We start from the raw sequence: 19,434 nt of genomic DNA, 5'->3' as shown, positions 1-19,434 counted from the left end.
TTCGATGAAGTCCGGATTATCCATTATACTGCTTTTTATATTCATAAATATATTCTCACAGCAGAAAATTTCAGGAAGAATCACCGATGAGGATGGGGTTGCCTTACCGGCAGTAACGGTTATGAATATGGCTTCAGACCGGAAAACCTATACTGCCGACGACGGCTCTTTTGCTATCGAAATCGCTTCGCCGGACGATGAGATACGGTTTGTTCGTAATGGTTTTGAAAGGGCCTCGATAAAGGCGTTGTACGGCATCAATAAAGAATTGAACATCAGGCTTACCAGAGTTGCGCAGGAAATTGAAGAAGTGGAAGTCGCTAAAATTACCGGGAATATTGCTAAGGATTCGAGAGCGGTTGCTAAAGTTGACAAATCGCAGATCGTAGAAGATGCGGTAGGCCTTCCGCAGCCGGTGGGCAAAATGCGGGAAACCCCTGCAGATGTAAAACAAGTGCTGATTCCGATACTGTTGGGGAATCTTAATGTACAGGGTCTCTACGATTTGGTAAGCGGAGATGCGCGAAGGATGAAGCGGCAGTACCGCTACGATGATCTTCAGGAAGATATTGCCTGGATCCGGGATAGGGTAGAGGATGAATATTTTACTAAAGAAGGAGTTCCGGCTGAAAGAATTTCCGAATTCATTGAATTTGCTTTTACGAGTAAGCCACAGATAAGATCATTTGTAAGAGCTAAAAATCTAACGGGTGCCCTGTCAAGAATGGAAGATGCATTTCCTGTTTTTGTTAAAAGGCTGAAAGAGTCCAACACCGGAAAATAAAAAACCGAAGTTCTTGGCTCCGGTTATATTTTAATGATAAACAATATCGTATATTTCGTCTTTTACTTCCTTCAGGTTTTCAGGAATGTAATTGGCCAGCAGCCATAATTCCATGGGATTTTTTCCCTGCCCGTAGCTCGGCTGAACGTACATTTCGTCAATCAGCGAAAAGCCGTTTTTCCGGTAGAAGGAATAGCGACGCTGGGTTTCTTCATTTATATGCCCGTGTTCAATTTCAAGGATGATTCTCGGATAATTTTCGAAAAGATATTGGGTAATGGCAGATCCCAGCTTCTGGTTTCTGAATTCCTCAAAAACTTCAAAATGTTCCACAAAGGTAAAGCTGCTCAGTTCCCAAACCATCAGATAGCCGATGTTTTTCGCTTCATGCAGTACCGAAATGATTTTTACTTTAGGGTGTGAAAAAAGAGGGTGTAATTTATTCCAGTCCCGTCTTTCATTCTCAGGAAAAGTTTTGCAATAGGCGTCAAAAATCTCCTGAACCCTGTAATCTTCAGCGGAAGTAATTTGTAAAAATTCCATAATTATAAATCAAAAACACTGGGTCTGCGGGTGATAAAAATATCTTTTACCCAAAGTGTAAAGGCCAGGCCCAAATAAATTAAAAAGAAAAAACCTGCGGTTGCGAATGTAGAATAGATGAAAAATACACGCAGCTTGGAAACCGGAATGCCCAGCTTTGCACCTGTCCTGGTAAGGACACCAAACCATTCTCTTTCCATCTTGTGGCGGATATTATCTAGCATGTGAAGGCTCTTTTAAAAGTTTAAATCCAATACTGCAATTTAAGCAATTTTTTTCTTCGCAGGAATTTTTAAAATGATAAATCAGACTCTGGCTTTCCAAAGCATTCCGGCATGGTATGCGCAAAGCTTTCCATCCATCCGTTACCGAATTTTTTTCAGCAGGAATATGGCTGTAAAAGTTGATGATTTCATCGGCAATATCTTCACGGTGGTATTTGTGATAGGTATATTTCATCGGCAGGATCGTATTCAGGATGACCAATTCCATAAAATCTCTCGAAAGAATTTTAGGATACTCGGTCTTCGACACTTTTCCGAAAGTAAAATGGTTGTCCCAATACGCCGAAGCTTTTACGTCTTTCAGCAGATCAAACAGATCTTCCGTCTTTTTTATCTGTATGATTTTTGAGAAAAGGTTCTGATGCTGATGGTATAATCCTGCCAGCTGAGACAGGCGCAGGGTTGGAAAATTCGGGGGACGCAGCCGTGAAAATTTAGGACGGAATCTCAGATCGGAAATGTTAAACTTGGCTGTAATAAAATCAAATTCACGTTTCCATATTTTCGTCTGCTCATCTCCGGGATCTCCCAGCCAGTCTGAAATCCCGAAAAACAGGGCTTCCAGCTGGGTCCGGTTCTGCCTTACTCTATTGATGATGGTAAAGTCAATGCTTTCCGCCATCTGCTTGAATATAAAGGCATTTACCTTTAGCCCAAAAGAATAAGCCAGGCTGTGAAACAAAACCGCTTCAAAATTATTTTTAAACTGAATTAAATTCTGTTCCAGCTCCAACGCTTTTTCTTCCAGCTTTTTAAGAATATTTTCTTCGTGGAAATGTACCGGAATCTTACCGGGATCCAAAATATGTTCGCATGGAATAAACTGTGTCCCGCTGATCAGTTTTTCATATTTCCCGAAAACCGATGGATCAACATGGTCCTTCAGCTCAAGTGTCGGAATATTTTTCTCAACAAGCTCTGGAATTTCAATATCATGCTGAAAGGCCACATGAAGAATAATGTTATGGTAATTGGGATCAATAGCATGATTGTGGAAAATCCAGTCGGAAGACCGGACATGGAGTTCGATATTTCCTGCGAAAACAACGCCGTTAATCTTGATTTTTCCGGCTAAAAAGTCAGGTCCGGCATCGGTATTCCATTTGCCGAATTCAAGAATTTCAACCGCATCCCCTGCCGTATTTTTAAAATCGAAACGGCTGAAAATTTTGTAGTTCCAAAGGTATTGGAGTAATTTTTCCGTCATAAGTGTTTTTTTGTGTTGAGCTAATTTAGGAATTTTGAATGATGTATAAAAAAATCCGGCTTGATGATAAGCCGGATTTTGTATTTATTTTTTGCTTTTATAAAAATGCTTATTTCAAATTGTTATTTTACGGGAATGGAGTAGACTTTAGCCAATGATGTAAAGTTCGGATAGTTTAAAACGTTATTATTCAATGCTTTTTAGCATCTTGATTGTTGTGTTTATTCTCTTTATTTCTTTGAAATTTCTTTCCAGAGCTGAACAAGATTTTCTGCGTATCTCCCCATAACCGGAATCGCTTTTCCGTTTTCTATTTTATAGTATTTTTCAGGAAACTTAAATTTTTTCAATTGTATAATTTGTTCTTCAGATGGGTTTTTATTCGTTTTTAACAAATTAAAAGCTACTGATTGGTCAAAGAGGATATTTACCGGAGGAAACTGATCAGGTTTATAATAATCTTCCATGTAAGGATCAACAGAAGCTGCCCATCTTCCATCCTCTGTTTTATAGACAGGGAAAAAATAATCTTCAACCAAGTCACCGCAATATTCTTTTACAAAAAGCAATATATGTTCATAATTTCTGAAATCATACTCGTACATGCTGTTATGATTATAAGCACTGAAAACAATTTCTGAATCCGGATAATGTTCTGAAAATTCTTCTTCAACAGCATACCTGGCTTTGTACTCACTGCTTAACGATAACCCACAGTATTTGGATTGATCGACATCCTTTACCTCTATTTTCTTTCCCACAAAAGTGTATAGCTTAGAAGGTTTCTGATGGTCGCACTTTTTAAAAGGAATACAGGGTGTAGGCGCTAAAACTACCTTTATATTATTGTGAATTATATCGGCAACTTTATATTTTTGGGTGGAATATCGCAATTTATGAAAATATAAGGTATCTGTGAGTTTTGCCTTTATCTCGTAATTTCCTTCAGGAAAATCAGGCGTGGTCATGAATTTTTTAACCAATCCATCATATTTATACCAATTTTCCTTCTTAAATTCTTCGTCCTCCAACGCCTTATCTCTGAATTTTCTGATCGTATCGTTTATTACAATACCAATAGCGTTGTTGATCTTTAAGGAATCTCTTGCAATACCCCGGACAACTACCGTTTGGGAATGACAGGATATTGCGAATAGAATACCCGAAATAAAAAGTGTTTTTAAAAATAGATCTTTCATAGTGTGTTTTTTAGCAAAGAGGCTTTTTTAAACAGCCTCTTCAATTATTGCTTTGTAAAAATTAAAGGATTTTCTGTCTCTGGAAGATAAATCTTCAGATCGGGATTCCCGGGACATTGTCCGGGAAGTATTACTCTGTCATTAGGTTGATACAACCAGGAAATCTGGGTAGCATTTATTTTTTTTATATATACATTTCCCCAACCGACGCGACAATTAGTTCCACTGTAATAAAAAATTACGGAATTATCATAAGATCTTATTCTTGTACTATATAGTTCAATATTAGGAATATTATTGTTTTGGGTATCTTGTAATACTATACCTGATGAATTTTTAACTATATATTTTATAACCAAAGCATCTCGATAAAAATTTTTATTAGATCTTTCTTCTAATTTATCATTAACCTTTGTAATATAAAGTGTAATATCCTCTCCTTGATAATTCGCTTTGTAAATTCCAACGTAAGGATTCAATTCATTATTTAAATCCTTAACATGCGCATTTGATGGGATATCATCCATAAATGTATTTAAAGGAAGTTGTTGCCCTTTACAAGAAATTAAACTAATTATAAGAGCGATTAAAAAAAGTGTATTTTTCATTTATTTTTCATTTTAAATTATGGACAAGGTATAGCTTCAGGAATTCCGTTAGCATCTAAATTAATATTATAAATTTTATCATCATCATCTACCCGCTGTAAGATGACTTTATTCGATAATCCCATTTTAGCTAAGGTTTCAAAAAATAATTTCTCATAACCTTTTTTGTTCAGAGTGACATCCCCTAAAAAATCAACAAATAATGGTTTTTCACGTAATTCTGATTCAAGATCTTTATAATCCTTTTCGAACTTAAGAATTTCATCCTCTGTAAAACTTTGGGACAGATCCGCTGTAGTTCCGCTGAAACGGATGAGATAATGGAACATCCTGTAACAACCGGCAACAACAGGATAGCATTTTTGTGCACCTATCATGCCTACATATGCATCGCCATAATTTGATGAAGGCTGCTGCTGTGCAAAATTTAATATTGAATAAATATCTGCTGGTGAATGTATTTTAGCTCCATTGTAAGTATGGTTATGATAAATACCCGTAGCTCCATTGATATTGTTGAAAGTGACGTGATGGTCCTCTGATACATCAGCCGGATAAAAATCTCCGTTCTTTTCTATTCTTCCAATTTCCCCTTCATTGACATCCAATGCAGCCTGTTTTGCTTGACTACTTACATCTCGTATCGCCTGCTGTACTTTTGGCTTCTGAAACATCTTTTTTGTTTTTACACAAGGATCATCAAGATCATCAATCCCAGGATCTCCTGCATTTCCAAGACATCCGGGCTTTATTCTGTAGAATACGGTATTCATCATGCACGGATCTTTCGGTGGGGTATTAGTCGGACAGGAATTGCACCCGCCAGGACCGCCTCCACCACCACCTCCACCGGGAAAGGAAGGGAAAGGATCATCATCGATCCAGGTAGCAGATGTTGTGCAGGAAGTTACCATGAAGCAGCTGATCAGTCCTCCACAGGTACAGTGTCCATAATCACAGTTAGAAGCACTGTGACCATGTACACAATAATGATAGGTTGTACATATCGTATTGTATATAAATCCTCTATTCTGTTCGACTTGTATTTTTGCATCCAAAATATTCAGCCTGTTGTATTCGGTAGAACCTTTATAGATATCTTTCGGCAGATTAGTGAACTCCTGATGGCCAAAGGTGAAGAAATCCATCTGCAGAAAGGTGTCCATCAGCAGTTTACGCTTCGCTGTCGGGTTATCCGCATTGTACACATACGCTTCCAGATAACCATTGGTAAAATTCTGAAGACGGGAAACCGCATTTTCCTCATCAATATTCACAATCAGCAGCGAACTTAGTCCGTTCCGGTCTGCGGAAAGCGGTACGTAGAGAACGGTTTTTTCACCGTTGTCTAATACCTGCATTTTATCCCAGATCGGCATTCCCTGCTGGTCGGACATGGTAGAGAGGAAATCTTTTTCGCGGTTGTAAGTTTCCAGAATTGATACATAATCGACACCGCCTCTGGCTGCAGCTCCTCCCTTTGTAGAATGCAGGAAGAAATTGGCATTGTTTCTTTGGGGTTCTGCTTTGCCATTGGCAAAATCTTCGTTGTGGCAGGACCAGAAAACGGTCAAAAAGGCTATCAGATAAGACAGCCGGAGAATAATTTTTCTCTTCATGGGTATTAATGTTTTTTTATGGGTTAAAGATACTATTCTTTTTTTATTACAGAGGCATTTTTTTGTCTATTGGTTGGAAAAGAAGGTGAAAAATTTCAATCTTTAGATGTACATAGCAAATCTAAAATAAAAATCAGAAATTTTCCGGCGAATTTTATTCGGGTTTATTCGCATGATCCTATATTTGTAGAAAATAAGCTTATGGTAAAGAGAATCTTATCCGGGTGCGCAAGCAGAAGAAATTTTCCCAGCAGGATGTGGCGGAACATCTGAACATCAGCCAAACCCAGTACCAGAGAAAGGAAAAAGGAGAGGCGGGTATTCCGACAGCGAGTGGGAACGTATTGCCAAGCTTTTAGAGGTTGAGGTTGAAGAAATCAAGGAAAATTCTGAACCTCCTAATGTTATGCAGAATTTTGATAACAGTTCGGGAAATTTTGGAAACAATACCAATTATTATTATAATGTGCCTGAGTTTTTATTAAAGAGCCAAAAAGATTATATCGGCCTTTTAAAAGAAGAAAACGAAAGGCTGAAAACCGAGAACCGGAAGCTTCAGGAAGAGAATAAACTGCTGAAATCCCGGCAGAAATAATTTGGTAAAACAAAACCTAACAGTTTTTTTTACTATTAGGTTTTGATATTATATCAGTAAAAGCCTAAGCTTTCGTCAGCTCACTCTTAAAATTTTCAATCGTGGTGCGGTACATTTCTTCGTAGATCGGAAGGATGTTTTTCAGATCGAATTTGATAGCCTGTTCTTTGGCATTCTTTTTCATTGAAATTAGTAATTCCTCATTGCTCAACAGTTTGATGGTGTAGTTGCTCATGGCTTCCACATTTCCGATTTCTGCCAGAAAGCCGGTTTCTCCCTGGATGTTTACTTCCGGAATTCCTCCCGCATTGGAACTGATGACCGGAGTATGGGCAGCCATTGCTTCCAAGGCAGCCAGACCGAAACTTTCCTGCTCCGAAGGCAATAAGAATACATCCGATAGCTGAAGGATTTTATACAGGTCGTTTACCTTTCCTAGTAAACGGATTTTAGAGATGAGGTCCGGATTTTCTTCCAAAAACTGGTTCACTTTTTCCATATCCGGGCCTTCCCCAATGATAACCAATTTCGATTTTACTTTTTTCTGCACATTTTTAAAAATCTGCAGTACTTCATCCACCCGTTTTACCGGACGCAAATTGGATACGTGAATTAAGATCTTCTCATCCGGATTGGCAAACTGGGTTCTCTGACATTCATTGCGCTCCTCAAATTCGGAATTATCAATGAAGTTGGTGATTACCTGGATTTCTTTTTTAATCTTGAAAAACTGCAGGGTATCCCGTTTCAGGCTTTCGGAAACCGAAGTAATGGCATCCGACTGGTTGATGGAGAATTCCACCGCATGCTTATAGCTTGGATGCTGGCCCACCAATGTGATATCCGTTCCGTGAAGGGTAGTGACCAAAGGAACATCGTTGTTATCTTCCTTCAGCATCTGCTTGGCGGTAAAGGCTGCATACGCATAAGGAATTGCATAATGCGCGTGAAGAAGATCAAGCTTGTAAAGATTTACAACACGGTAAATCATCGAGCTCAGCGCGATATCATAAGGCTGATACTGGAACAGCGGATAGGTCTGAACATTTACCCGGTGAAAGAAAATATTCGGATTGGTAATGTCTAGTCTTGCGGGAAGCGCATTGCTGATGAAATGGACTTCGTAGCCTTTGTTGGCCAGGGACATTCCCAGCTCTGTTGCTACAATTCCGCTTCCTCCGTAGGTCGGATAGCAAAGTATGCCTATTTTCATTTATTTTGGTGGTATTTTTTAATTATTTGTACTGCAATTCTCGTTATAATACTGCCGAAGTGCTTCAGGATTATTATTCTTAATTACTATTTTTTCTGCCTCAAAATCTTTTACAAGTTTCGGACATTTGTCTTTAAAGAAATTTTTAACCTGTCTTCTTAGCATCTGCTTTTTATTGAGAGTCCAAATACTGTTATTAATGTAGATTTCCTGAGGTTTTTCATTTTTATATTGAAAGAAGAAATATTCGTGGGAAGAAGGTGTTACGGTATAATGATATCCATTATTTACTCCTCCATCAAAGGCATAAGCAACATAAGTTGAAATTTCGCCTGAATTTATTTTGTTCATCCAGCAATAACCGGTTTTAGGTTTATCAGATAAAAAATAATAGGTAAATTCCTTAAATTCTACAGTCACGGATTGGTTGTCACTCAGATTAGTATATTCAACTTTATCCAGTAAGGTTGCTTTTATTTTTTCCTTCTTCTTAGAGCCATTTTCGATGAAAGCCAATTTAAGCTCTTCGTTGGATACCATATCTGCCTTTCCTGTTCTTTTGCTTCCGTCTAAAAAGTACAAAGTAGCATCAAATTGTTGGGCTTTTATACAGCTGGAAACTGAAATAGTTAAAAAAGCGGCAAGTTTAATAATTTTTGAAACCATTTTAATGATCAGATTTATTCTTGTGAACCAGGTAAATCAATCCCCATTCCTGCCTTTAGTGTCTCATTAACCAAAACGGGGAGCCTGCCGTGGATTTTTGTCTTACCATTCAGAGCATCTGCAGTCGCCGTCATCGAGTCATCATTATTTTCATAGGAAACAAGAACAGTCGGCACTTTTGAAATGTCGATATCCTTCAGGGCATATGGACTTCCGAAAACTGTAAGGATGACATTCTGATTTTTCGTTAAATCAGCTAGGGTTCTCTTTGAGACATCGGAGATCTTGTAAGGTTTGTAAGCCGTGGAATTGTCTTTATGAAACCCTACAATCACCGTAGAATTCGCAGGAATCGTATTGATCTCGCTTGCCTTCTTGATGATAATATCTGTTCCTAACCGATTGGCAAAGGTTTGATAAGGTGCTTCTTCCAAAGGAACGTAATATACTGTTCTGTTATTTAAAGGAAGCAGACTTTTTTCATTCTTTAAAAGCGTAAGGGCATTGGAATATAAATTCTGAACCAATGTTTTATGGGAATCATTATTTAAATCCGAATTGATGTTTTCAGGATTTTTGGGAGTATAGGTATCCAACCCCAGAAAATATTTTGTTAAAAGAATTTTCTTTACACTTTCCTCCACTCTGGATTGTGAAATTTCTCCGTTATCAATGGCTTTCTGGATTAATTTCTTTCCTTCTGCTACACCCTGTGAAAAAAGCATAATGTCATTCCCCGCTTTAAAAGCCATCGCATCCAGTTCTCCCGGTTTGTATTTATTGGCAACAGCGCCCATATTTAAAGCGTCCGTAATAATTAATCCTTTATAACCCAATTTATCTTTCAGCAGTCCGGTAATAATGTTTTTGGAAACTGAAGCCGGAATGCCTTTTCCGGATTCAAGGGCCGGAACATACAAATGGGCAACCATAACGCCACCGATTCCTTTATCCATTAAAGCTTTAAAAGGGGCGATTTCTACAGCGTTCAGCCTTTCCAGGTTGTGGGAAACTACAGGCAGGTCCAGATGGGAATCCGTACTGGTGTCGCCGTGTCCGGGGAAATGTTTGATCGCCGCCAGTATATTGCTGTTCTGAAGGCCGTTGGCATACGATAAGGCCGAATTTACCACGTTGCTTACTTCCGAGCCGAAACTTCTGTTCCCGATAATAGGATTGTTGGGATTGGTATTTACATCAACTACCGGTGCAAAATCCCAGTTGATGCCCATTCGGTGGCAGTCTTCCGCGATTTTTGCCGCCATCTGCTCAATCAGATTTTTGTCCTGAATGGCGCCCAGTGTCATAGCCCACGGATATTTATGAGCAGTAGGAATCCGCTGGAATACTCCCCATTCCGCATCCATCCCGATTATTAAAGGAACCTTGGATTTCTGCTGAAATTCATTTACGAGATTAATTTCTCGTGCAGCATCGTCCTGCATCAAAATCAACCCTCCGATTTTATCATGTACAACGATATTCCGTACTTTAGCAATCTCACTTTCACCTCGGTTGGTATACAGGGCAACGATAAAAAGCTGGCCTAATTTTTCGTCCTGAGAAAGTTTTTTATATGTTTTGTCTACCCATTCACCCGCCTTTTTCATATCGCGTCTGGAAATATCTTTCGGTACGTACTGAGCTGTAATGTTAGAGCTTAGAAATAGGAAAATAAAGAGTGATGTATAAACCAGTTTCTTCATAATGATTGAATAAGAACAAAAATACAATTAAAAAAATGATGAAAACAATGTTTTTGAATTTTTTGGTATATGATTTGAATACGCTTCATAAATAATAAACAACTAAACTTTTATAAAATGAAAAAAATTCTTCCGATTTTACTATTGGCTTTTGTAAGCCTGTTTATATTCAGTTGTGATAACAATGATAATGATGTTCCTTATCAGGACAATGATACCTATTCGCAGATGAGAGATGTTACTGGGTCATTTAATAGTGGAAACAGTTATGCTTTTACTCAAGGAATTAATATTCAAAGTACGGATGTTGTGTTGGTATATAGAAAAGCTGGAAATGCATGGCAGCAGCTTCCATATACTTGGTATTTAGATAACGCAACTTCTACATCAGCAAGAAAGTTTGACTATAATTTTGTCTTTGATTCTCAAAATGTACAGATTAGAATTGATAACGCAAATTTTAATCTTTCTTCAATGTCATCAACTGAGGCAACTACATATCTAAGTAACCAGACGTTCAGAGTTGTTTTAGTTCCTGCAAGTTCTGGTAAAGCAAGTGTAGATTATAGCGATTATAATGCAGTTGTAAAATACTATAATCTCGATGAATCCAAAGTAATTAAAACAACAGTTAGCAAATAAGCAGAATATATCTTTTCAGTTTTTATAATTACAAAAAAGCTCCGGAAACATTTCCGGAGCTTTTATTTTTATTGTTAAATTATGGACAGGTTCTATAACCTGGACAAGGATTATTATTTAGATTAGTTGGAGGTATATAATAAGTAGCATCATAAGCCTTTTTAATAACTTTTACATGTTTTAGATCCATTGAAAAATGACTTTGTGGTACATATGACGCTCCTCTTTCAGATTTTTCTGGTAGGAAATAAATTAGTAATCCATTCTTGGATTCCAAAGTAGAAAAATTATAGACAAATTCCTTTTGTTCCTTTATCCTGTTGATAATTTCTGCTTTTTGCTTTTTATAGTAATTAGGTTCAGAAGAAAAAACAGTAGGTACAGTAGGCCTATCTGAGCAGGGATCAGGTCCTATTATATCAGGTGTCGATTTTAATTCTACTATAATTGTTGGAAAAGCTTCGCTTTGATCTATATCAAATTTATCATCATTATATGTATAAATGTCAATTTTTTATATTATAAATTACATCTTTTATTTCAGTTGTCAAAATTACCTGATATGTTGCATTTTTTTCGAATGGATATTCAATTGAAATTGCTTTAGAAGTATCATCATTTATCAATTCTGATACTCCTCGATTTATTACTGTTTTTCCTTTATTTGTAGCTTCTAATAGAACTCCCCACCAATTTTCACCATACATAGCTCTACGAGGTTTTCCATATCCTCTAACAAGATAATTATTTTGATAAATAGGATTAGGACCAAAGCAAGATGTTAACTCAAGAATATCACTGTCAATAGCAGTACTTGCTATATATTTAAATGTACAACCGCCGTTATCATTTTTTACTCCATCTGTAAATGAAAGATCAACTATTACATGATCAAAACCAACTCCTTTAGCAGCTTCTTTAGCTAAATATGTGGTTTGTTGATTAGATTGTAAAATTGAAGAGTTATCTACTTCATTTATTATATCATTTGTGGCACAATTTAATAAAGTAAATATTGATAATAATACCAATAATGTTTTTTTCATAACTTATTTTTTGCGAAAATAAAAAAAATAAATTAAACACTAAATTGTGAGATATTTTGTCATACGTACTTTATAAACTTAAATTTTTAAAAATAAAAAGCATCAAAAGAATTTTCTTTTGATGCTTACGTTTTTTATTATTTAATTTTCATTATCATCCAGCAGATGACCGAAATAATCTTTCTTGGTCTTCAGATATCCTTTGCTGATCTCATTGGCCGGAATCTGTAAAGGAAGTCTTGCATTGAGATGAATATTGCTTTCCTGTACATATTTTACTTTATCAGGATTATTGGTAAGGAGGTTAATGTCCTTTACACCTAATAAATTTAAAATCTCAATGGCAACTCCGAAATTTCTGTCATCAGCAGGAAGCCCGAGCTTCAGATTGGCTTCTACCGTGTCGAATCCCTGTTCCTGTAAAGAATACGCTTTCAGTTTATTGATGATTCCGATATTTCTACCTTCCTGACGAAGATAAATGATGATGCCTCCGTTCTCGTGGATATACTTCATAGCAGCATCCAGCTGCTGTCCGCATTCGCATTTTTTTGAATGGAAAACTTCCCCGGTAATACATTCTGAATGGAAACGCACATTTACAGGTTTTGAAAAATCCGTATGTTCTGCGATGATGGCCATATGAGGCATCCAGTCGTTTTCGTTTTCGGAGAGGGCGATCATTCGGAATGTTCCGTATTCGGTAGGAACGTTGGATTCCGCCTGAATTTTAATCATTGAATTCCTGTTGGTTTTAATTTCTTTTTATAGAATCTTCAATCGCTGAAACATTGCTTTTCAGCCTTACCAGATATCTGTTAAGAACTTCGTTATCGTCGGTGTTGAGGCTTTGTCTTAATTTCTGGATTTTTTTATAAGATTTTTCGAAGTCTTTCAACGCTTTATTTTTTCCGGATACATTATTGGCATCAATGGCATACAGATAGTTTTGCAGACTGTATTTCAAGGATGTAATTTCAGTATTTAAAGCTGTAATTTTAAATTGTGGAAATGTTGCGGTAAGATTGGAAATTTCAGAAGCATTTACATTTTCTTTAACGTTCATTTCAATGCTGTTCTGCGTTTCTTTATCCGAATCCGAACCTTTAGCTTCACTATAAAAACTGTTCGATAACGGAGAGAAGTTAGGCTTTTCCGTGGTACAGGAAGATATAGTGATGATCAGTACTCCAAAAAAAATTATTTGTTTCATTTTTGCTGCCCCTTTTGATAAAGGATTGGATTAAGACTCTCATCGTTGTACATCTTCATCTGTTTGTACACCTTCATCTTAACGTCACCGTTCTCAATATCAGCAAGCAACTGATTAATAGAAGTCGAAAGATCTTCCTGCTGGGTAAGAAGAACATCCAGCTTTGCCTGGCAATTGGCTCTGTGCTCTTCCGAAGCAGATTCCCTGTTGGCTTCTAACGACATGTGATAAACCTTTAATGCGAGAATAGATAACCTGTCTACTGCCCATGCGACAGTTTCAGTATTGATCTTTGCATCGGGTTTAGGAGTTATATCTTCGTATTTTTTAAGAAACCAGCTGTCTATAAATTCCACCAGATCAGTTCTTTTCTGGTTGGAGGCATCTATTGTCCTTTTCAAATAAAGCGCTTCAGCCGGATCAATATTTTCATCTCTTATTATATCTTCCAAATGCCATTGAACGGTATCAATCCAGTTCTTTGCATACAAAATCCGTTCCAAAGTATCTTTCTCGAACGGGTTATTAATTAGGGCATTAACGTCATCAAACACGTGATAATCTTCAATAGATTTATTGAAGACTTTCCATGCAGTCTCTGTAAAATTCATCGGGTATAAGACTTTTAGTTTCCGGAAGGAGTATTGTTTGTGGTTTTGTTTTCAGAACCTGGTTTGTCCTCTTCCTTCACTGCATCTTTAAATTCTTTGATACCGGAACCTACTCCTCTCATCAATTCAGGAATTTTTTTACCTCCGAAAAGTAAAAGAAGGATGATCGCTACGATCAGGATGTGTTGCCAAGATAATGACAATATTGCTAATGTATTCATTTCTAAAATTTTTACAAAGTTAGTTTTTTTTTAATAAGAAACCCAACCTAATGGATCAACCGGTGTACTTCCGTTCCATACCTGGAAATCAAGGGTATAGGTTCCATCGAAATCCTGTCCAACCACTCCAACCGGCGTTCCTGCAGAGACTTGCTGACCTTTTGAAACACTTACGCTTCCTAAGTTGGAATAGATCGTAAAGTAATTGCCGTGTCGCAACATAACGGTCTTTGTTCCGTCACTGTTTGCCAGCACCGAAGATACGGTTCCGGGGAATACAGATTTTGCACGCGTTCCGGCCGGTACAGAAATTTTAATCCCATTGTTTTCCTCATCAATATTTTTAAAAACAGGATGCGGATGTCTTCCGAAGCGGTGGGTGATCTGGCCGATTTTATCTGCAGGATATCCCAATCTTCCCTTATTATCGGCAAAATTACTTCCGGCTACAGTAGTTACTCCATAGTTCGTCATTGCCTTACTCTCAGCCGCCTTCTTATCATCTTCCTTTTTCTTGGTAAGTGCTGCTTCTGCTGCTCTTGCTGCAATCAGTTTATCTGAAGCTTCTTTTGCTTTTGCAGCGGCTTCGTCAGATGCTTTTTTCGCTGCTACCTTTCGGGCTTCATCCCTTGCGGTGGCTTCAGAACGAGCTGCTTCTGCATTACGTTTTCTTTCTTCCTCTGCACGCTTATCTGCCAGTTCCCGGGCTTTTCTAGCTTCAACTTCTGCTGCGAGTCTTTCTTTTTCCAGTGCCTCGGCACGTGCTTTCGCTTCAGCCTCGATTCTCGCTTTTTCCCTCTCTGCGGCAATTTTTGCCAGACGGATTTTTTCGGCTTCTGCTTTTTTCCTTGCTTCTTCTTCCGCTTTAGCGATTCTTATCTCTTCTGCAATGATGCTTCTGATCTGTCCTTCCAAAGCTTTAGACTGGGTCTGTTTCTGTCTCAGCTCAGCCGTAAGTTTGGATTCATTCTTTTTAAATTCTGTAACCAATTGCTCCTTTTGTGCTCTTTCGGCATTGATGGTCGTTAGATCCTTCTGCTGATTGACCAAAAGATTCGCCTTCTCTTTTACCGAATTCTGCCTTTGTGCAATTGTTCTTTTTATTTTTTCTGCTGCATTGGTAATTTCTGCTGCTTTCTTATCCTGATAATCGGAATATTGCTTCAGATACTGAACCCTTCTTATCGCTTCCCCAAGATTTTTAGCAGAAAGAATAAAGGTCACCTTATTCTGTACGCCTTTGTTCTTATAAGCATTTACGAGAACTTTGGCATAATTGTCTCGTAAAACTTTAAGATCTCTGTTCTGGCGGTTGATTTCCAACTGACGAAGGTAGATGTCGTCTTCAATAAACCTTTTTTCCTTTTGGGTATTGGTGTACACCTTTTCCCTGAGTGCCAGTTTTTTATTAACATTGTCGAGATAAGCTACGGACAATTTGGATTCCGTTCTCGTCTTTGCCAGATCTGTATTTATTTGTGCAATTTGTTTTTTAAGTTCAGCATTCTGCTTCTGCAACTGTTCCTTTTTCTGATTCTGCCCATTATGGAATCCGAACAGTAAAATACCTATTAAAAAGCTAAATTTTTTAATCATTGAATCTCAATTTTCTTATAACTGGATGGCACAGAATAGGGTGTATCCATCCTAGAAAAATCAAATTTCGTATTTTCTATTAAAATCTGGCTGTTTTTGCTTCCTTTTATAATTATTTTAACATTTTTTGGGAGCCGCACATTGTTAGGCTGTAATTCCCAATTGCTATAGTCGATCTGCATGGAATCATTGGAATCGACATCCCTTAAGTTGACTGTCATCAGATCAAAATCATCGGAATACTGCATCATGATTTTATATTCACGGTCACCGTCCTTTGTGGCGATTTTAATATTGGAAATAGATTCCACCAGATAACCGTCGTTGTTTTTTACAATTCTTGCATTTCTGTTGCTGATGGTAAAAAATGTTCTTCCCAGCAATAGCTTTTCCAAATTCTTGTAATCAATAAAATTAACGTTCAGAAGATTGTTTAAATAATCAAAATCAGAATCGATATAATTTTTGTTATACTTGTCCATCGCTTTGATGCCTTCTGGAGTAATCAAGGCTCTTGCGGCATTGAAGAAAAGGAAATCGATACGGGACCAGATCTTCTTATCGGTTTCGATATAAATAATTGCATCAAGAGGGCTTACTTTGATATTGTCCGCCGTGATCTTACTGGTGATTTTCAGATGGTCGAACTGAGGATGAAGGTAGATTTTCTGATAAAAATCCAACCGGTCCGCTACATTTTTTCCGTCATTGGATATATTGTCAGGATCAGTATTGGCTACAGCAGTACTGTCTGAATTCTGATTGGTCTGTACAGCCGTTTTACGGGCTTTGCAGCTATAAATCAGGAAGGTAAGGATAAGTAACGGAATCCACTTTTTCATGTAGGAAATTTGATAAATTGTTGCAATATTAACGCCAAACCACACAAAATGTTTTGTGTGGTCTGAATATACTGTATTTAAATTAAATATTTTCTGATCGGGAAATTATTTAGATAAAAAATCCAAAACGGAATAATCTCCTAATGAAATCTCACGGGCAACTCCGAAGTACTGCGCGGAATTACCGATCATCGAATTGGAAAGATTTCCGTGGTTGATTTGTGTGTTTTCCTGGATCAATGAATTCTCGATATTGGAATTCACAACGATGGTGTTATTACCTAGAGAAACTCCAGGACCGACTTTCGAATTGGATATCTTCACATTTTCCCCGATAAAACAAGGCTGAATGATAAGGGAATTTTCGATCTGTGCAGAAGCAGGATAATTTTTCATTTCTTCTCTTTCATATTCCAGGATCTTGCTGTTGGTTTCTACCGTAGCATTTTTGTTTCCGCAGTCCATCCAGTCGTTTACTTTACCCAGCGTGAATTTCGCCCCTTTTGCTCTTAGGTTTTCCAGTGCGGTTGTCAACTGATATTCGCCACCATTCTTGATGTTGTTATCCATGATATAGTTGATTTCATCCATCAGCTTTTCAGCACTGTTGAAATAATAGATCCCAATAATGGCCAGGTCGGATACAAAAGTCGTCGGCTTTTCAACAAAATCCGTGATGAAACCATAGTTGTCCAGTTTTACTACTCCGAATGCTGAAGGATCTTCAACACTTTTCACCCAGATCACACCGTCTGAATTTTTATCCAGCACAAAATCCGCACGGAAAAGCGTATCTGCAAACGCAATCACAATATCTCCGCTCATCGACTGTTCTGCACATTTGATGGCATGAGCTGTTCCCAAAGGATCGTTTTGGTAATATATGCTTCCTTTTGCCCCTAGTTTTTCAGCAATCTGGAGAAGTGATTTCTCGATTTCCGGACCGAAATCCCCTATGATAAATGCCACTTCTTCAATTTCTTCCCCTGCAACTTTAGCGATATCTTCTACCAGCCTCTGTACAATTGGCTTTCCGGCAATAGGAATAAGCGGTTTCGGAACAGTGAGTGTATGTGGGCGTAATCTGGATCCTCGTCCAGCCATAGGAACAATAATTTTCATAGATAATAATGAGTATGTTTTTTTGTTTAGAACGTTTAATTTTTGCTAAAGATAGCAATAAAAGCTTTCTGTATAGATTTATTGTAAGGTGTTTTAAATATTTGTTTAATTTCGAACAGCACCGGAATGCAGCAAATTAAAGACCAAATCTTATTTTCTGATTTTCGACAGCAGCATTTCTTTTTCAGAATAGATCAAAACTCCCGTATACAGAATAAATAAAAGGTTACCAATCCACAGGTTATAATTGAAAAATACGACAATGACATAGCTGAAAATTGCAAGAAGAATTACAAAAAATGATATCTTTTTCATTCTGTAGGGGATAGGATAATATTTCTGACCTAAAAAATAAGAAATGACCATCATTGTAAAGTAAGCTGCAAGCGTGACCCAAGCCGAAACCATAAATCCATATTTTCTCAGAAATACAAGATTTAAAATAATGGTGATGATGGCACCAGCCCATGAAATGTAAGTCCCAACTCTCGTTCTGTCGGTTACTTTATACCATGTAGAAAGATTATAATAAATTCCGAAAAACAGATTGGCAATTACTATAATAGGGATGATATTTAATGCGATCCAATAAGAATTATTTGGGACAAGCAGTAATTTAAGCCAGGAAACGTTGGCAATAATTCCCAATGCAACTACCGACGCAAAAAATGAAAAATATTCTGTTACTTTTGCGTAAGTATTTTTAGCACTTTCGTTATTCATCTGTTTAAAGAAGAAAGGTTCGATTCCCATTCTGTAAGCCGTTACAAAAAGCGTCATCAATACGGCCATTTTATAACAGCCGCCATAAGCTCCTGCCTCACCGTCATCAATGATGAACTTCTGAATAAATTTGTCAAAGTTTTCATTTACCATAAATGCCAGCCCGGCAATCATAATTGGCCATGAATACTTGATCATCTGTTGAAAAAGCTCTTTTGAAAACTGAAACTTAACTTTTAAAATGACCGGAAGAACAAGCAATACTCCTAGAAAACTGGCTGCCAAATTACTGTAGAAAGGGTAAGAAACTTTTTCTTTTAGTCCTAATTTTAAACTGAATTCCTGTGGAATATATAGAAAAAGTGCAATGGCAAAAGCACTTTGAAAAACTGCCTGGATAACCCTTATGGCTGTATATTTAATAGGTCTGTTATGAAATCTAAACCAGGCCAATGGAATGACAAGAATATTATCAAAAAACGCAATCCATGCAAACCACTTAATGTATTCTGGTGTTGCCGAATATCCGAAGACATTGGCAATAGGTTGATTGAATAGCAAAACCGATAAAAGAAAAATGGTAGATAATCCCGTTAGAAACCAGAAAGAGGTATTAAAAACTTTTTGCTCATTATCCTTATCGGATGAAAATCTGAAATAAGCCGTTTCAAAGCCAAACGAAAGAACAATATTAACGAATGATATGAGGGCATAAAGATTGGTAAAAATAGCAAATGCACTGTTGTCAATATTTTTAATAAATAAATAATTCAACAGCACGACAATAATCCTCGGCATAATAGCCCCGATTCCATAAATAATAGTCTCGTTGAGAAGTTTTTTCAAAATCTGAAATTTTATGCAAATGTAAATATTTCGAAATTGATTTTTTATCCGCGGGGCTAAAATTCATTCATAAACCTTAATTTTGGAACGTAAAACTTTGTCAAAGTTCTGAACTTTGACAAAGTTGAAGCCGGAGCAGGTACTAGCT

General features: G+C 37.3%; 22 protein-coding genes. 4 read left to right on the top strand and 18 right to left on the bottom strand.

Annotation, left to right across the window (positions count from 1 at the left end; translation table 11 throughout):
• Nucleotides 1–4: 4 nt before the first annotated feature.
• Nucleotides 5–784: a carboxypeptidase-like regulatory domain-containing protein gene (locus QE422_RS19550; RefSeq protein ID WP_307462074.1), complete on the top strand. Its 780-nt coding sequence runs from the start codon at nucleotides 5–7 to the stop codon at nucleotides 782–784.
• A gap of 30 nt (nucleotides 785–814) precedes the next feature.
• On the opposite strand, the gene QE422_RS19545 is transcribed toward QE422_RS19550, so the two are convergent.
• The 6 genes from QE422_RS19545 to QE422_RS19520 all read right to left on the bottom strand — a co-directional run bounded on the left by QE422_RS19545 (nucleotide 815) and on the right by QE422_RS19520 (nucleotide 6,244).
• Entirely contained in the window at nucleotides 815–1,327 is a 513-nt protein-coding gene (locus QE422_RS19545; RefSeq protein ID WP_307462073.1) for a GNAT family N-acetyltransferase, read from the bottom strand.
• 2 nt (nucleotides 1,328–1,329) lie between these two features.
• Nucleotides 1,330–1,551, bottom strand: coding sequence for a PspC family transcriptional regulator (locus tag QE422_RS19540; protein WP_307462071.1), 222 nt, complete (start codon nucleotides 1,549–1,551; stop codon nucleotides 1,330–1,332).
• A complete protein-coding gene (locus QE422_RS19535; protein ID WP_307462069.1) occupies nucleotides 1,541–2,818 on the bottom strand; it encodes a DUF2851 family protein in 1,278 nt (425 codons plus the stop codon). The genes QE422_RS19540 and QE422_RS19535 overlap by 11 nt, the downstream gene beginning before the upstream one ends.
• 230 nt (nucleotides 2,819–3,048) lie before the next feature.
• On the bottom strand, nucleotides 3,049–4,017 hold the full coding sequence (locus tag QE422_RS19530) for a hypothetical protein (protein WP_307462068.1): 969 nt from the start codon (nucleotides 4,015–4,017) through the stop codon (nucleotides 3,049–3,051).
• Between the two features lie 44 nt (nucleotides 4,018–4,061).
• Complete coding sequence (locus QE422_RS19525) at nucleotides 4,062–4,625, bottom strand: DUF6705 family protein (protein ID WP_307462065.1); 564 nt, start codon at nucleotides 4,623–4,625, stop codon at nucleotides 4,062–4,064.
• Between the two features lie 17 nt (nucleotides 4,626–4,642).
• Complete coding sequence (locus tag QE422_RS19520) at nucleotides 4,643–6,244, bottom strand: hypothetical protein (protein WP_307462064.1); 1,602 nt, start codon at nucleotides 6,242–6,244, stop codon at nucleotides 4,643–4,645.
• Nucleotides 6,245–6,468: 224 nt separating this feature from the next.
• Here QE422_RS19520 and QE422_RS19515 point away from each other — a divergent pair, with 224 nt between their 5' ends.
• Together QE422_RS19515 and QE422_RS19510 are read left to right on the top strand one after the other, a co-directional pair.
• Nucleotides 6,469–6,603 carry a helix-turn-helix domain-containing protein gene (locus QE422_RS19515; protein ID WP_307462061.1) on the top strand — a complete coding sequence of 45 codons (135 nt, stop codon included), beginning with the start codon at nucleotides 6,469–6,471 and terminating at the stop codon, nucleotides 6,601–6,603.
• 47 nt (nucleotides 6,604–6,650) lie between these two features.
• Entirely contained in the window at nucleotides 6,651–6,839 is a 189-nt protein-coding gene (locus tag QE422_RS19510; protein WP_307462059.1) for a hypothetical protein, read from the top strand.
• A 64-nt stretch (nucleotides 6,840–6,903) separates the two neighbouring features.
• Here QE422_RS19510 and bshA read toward each other — a convergent pair whose 3' ends face one another.
• Genes bshA through QE422_RS19495 form a run of 3 tightly spaced genes read right to left on the bottom strand, consistent with a single transcriptional unit; the run spans nucleotide 6,904 to nucleotide 10,424 of the window.
• Nucleotides 6,904–8,052, bottom strand: coding sequence for an N-acetyl-alpha-D-glucosaminyl L-malate synthase BshA (gene bshA, locus QE422_RS19505; RefSeq protein WP_307462058.1), 1,149 nt, complete (start codon nucleotides 8,050–8,052; stop codon nucleotides 6,904–6,906).
• An 18-nt stretch (nucleotides 8,053–8,070) separates the two neighbouring features.
• Complete coding sequence (locus QE422_RS19500) at nucleotides 8,071–8,718, bottom strand: hypothetical protein (RefSeq protein ID WP_307462055.1); 648 nt, start codon at nucleotides 8,716–8,718, stop codon at nucleotides 8,071–8,073.
• A 14-nt stretch (nucleotides 8,719–8,732) separates the two neighbouring features.
• A complete protein-coding gene (locus QE422_RS19495) occupies nucleotides 8,733–10,424 on the bottom strand; it encodes a glycoside hydrolase family 3 protein (RefSeq protein WP_307462053.1) in 1,692 nt (563 codons plus the stop codon).
• 117 nt (nucleotides 10,425–10,541) lie between these two features.
• On the opposite strand from QE422_RS19495, the gene QE422_RS19490 reads away from it, so the two are divergent.
• Nucleotides 10,542–11,066 carry a hypothetical protein gene (locus QE422_RS19490; RefSeq protein ID WP_307462051.1) on the top strand — a complete coding sequence of 175 codons (525 nt, stop codon included), beginning with the start codon at nucleotides 10,542–10,544 and terminating at the stop codon, nucleotides 11,064–11,066.
• A gap of 506 nt (nucleotides 11,067–11,572) precedes the next feature.
• Here the strand turns inward: QE422_RS19490 and QE422_RS19485 are convergent.
• The 9 genes from QE422_RS19485 to QE422_RS19445 form a co-directional block, all read right to left on the bottom strand.
• A complete protein-coding gene (locus tag QE422_RS19485) occupies nucleotides 11,573–12,112 on the bottom strand; it encodes a hypothetical protein (RefSeq protein ID WP_307462048.1) in 540 nt (179 codons plus the stop codon).
• 141 nt (nucleotides 12,113–12,253) lie between these two features.
• Nucleotides 12,254–12,850, bottom strand: coding sequence for a GTP cyclohydrolase II (gene ribA, locus QE422_RS19480; protein WP_307462045.1), 597 nt, complete (start codon nucleotides 12,848–12,850; stop codon nucleotides 12,254–12,256).
• 16 nt (nucleotides 12,851–12,866) lie between these two features.
• Nucleotides 12,867–13,325, bottom strand: a complete 459-nt coding sequence (locus QE422_RS19475) for a hypothetical protein (protein ID WP_307462044.1) — start codon at nucleotides 13,323–13,325, stop codon at nucleotides 12,867–12,869.
• Nucleotides 13,322–13,936, bottom strand: coding sequence for a DUF4254 domain-containing protein (locus tag QE422_RS19470; RefSeq protein WP_307462041.1), 615 nt, complete (start codon nucleotides 13,934–13,936; stop codon nucleotides 13,322–13,324). Before QE422_RS19470 ends, QE422_RS19475 begins: the two co-directional genes overlap by 4 nt.
• Before the next feature lie 14 nt (nucleotides 13,937–13,950).
• A complete protein-coding gene (locus QE422_RS19465; RefSeq protein WP_307462038.1) occupies nucleotides 13,951–14,157 on the bottom strand; it encodes a twin-arginine translocase TatA/TatE family subunit in 207 nt (68 codons plus the stop codon).
• A 30-nt stretch (nucleotides 14,158–14,187) separates the two neighbouring features.
• A complete protein-coding gene (locus QE422_RS19460; protein WP_307462035.1) occupies nucleotides 14,188–15,753 on the bottom strand; it encodes a peptidoglycan DD-metalloendopeptidase family protein in 1,566 nt (521 codons plus the stop codon).
• Nucleotides 15,750–16,595 carry a DUF4292 domain-containing protein gene (locus tag QE422_RS19455; RefSeq protein WP_307462033.1) on the bottom strand — a complete coding sequence of 282 codons (846 nt, stop codon included), beginning with the start codon at nucleotides 16,593–16,595 and terminating at the stop codon, nucleotides 15,750–15,752. The genes QE422_RS19460 and QE422_RS19455 overlap by 4 nt, the downstream gene beginning before the upstream one ends.
• A gap of 105 nt (nucleotides 16,596–16,700) precedes the next feature.
• Complete coding sequence (locus tag QE422_RS19450) at nucleotides 16,701–17,717, bottom strand: sugar phosphate nucleotidyltransferase (RefSeq protein WP_307462030.1); 1,017 nt, start codon at nucleotides 17,715–17,717, stop codon at nucleotides 16,701–16,703.
• A 150-nt stretch (nucleotides 17,718–17,867) separates the two neighbouring features.
• Nucleotides 17,868–19,286, bottom strand: a complete 1,419-nt coding sequence (locus QE422_RS19445) for a lipopolysaccharide biosynthesis protein (protein ID WP_307462028.1) — start codon at nucleotides 19,284–19,286, stop codon at nucleotides 17,868–17,870.
• Nucleotides 19,287–19,434: the final 148 nt, after the last annotated feature.

Origin of the sequence: Chryseobacterium sp. SORGH_AS_0447, assembly GCF_030818695.1 — a bacterium.
Lineage (GTDB): Bacteria > Bacteroidota > Bacteroidia > Flavobacteriales > Weeksellaceae > Chryseobacterium.
The sequence above is the reverse complement of the archived record's forward strand: the minus strand, read 5'-3'. Positions and strand labels throughout refer to the sequence as shown.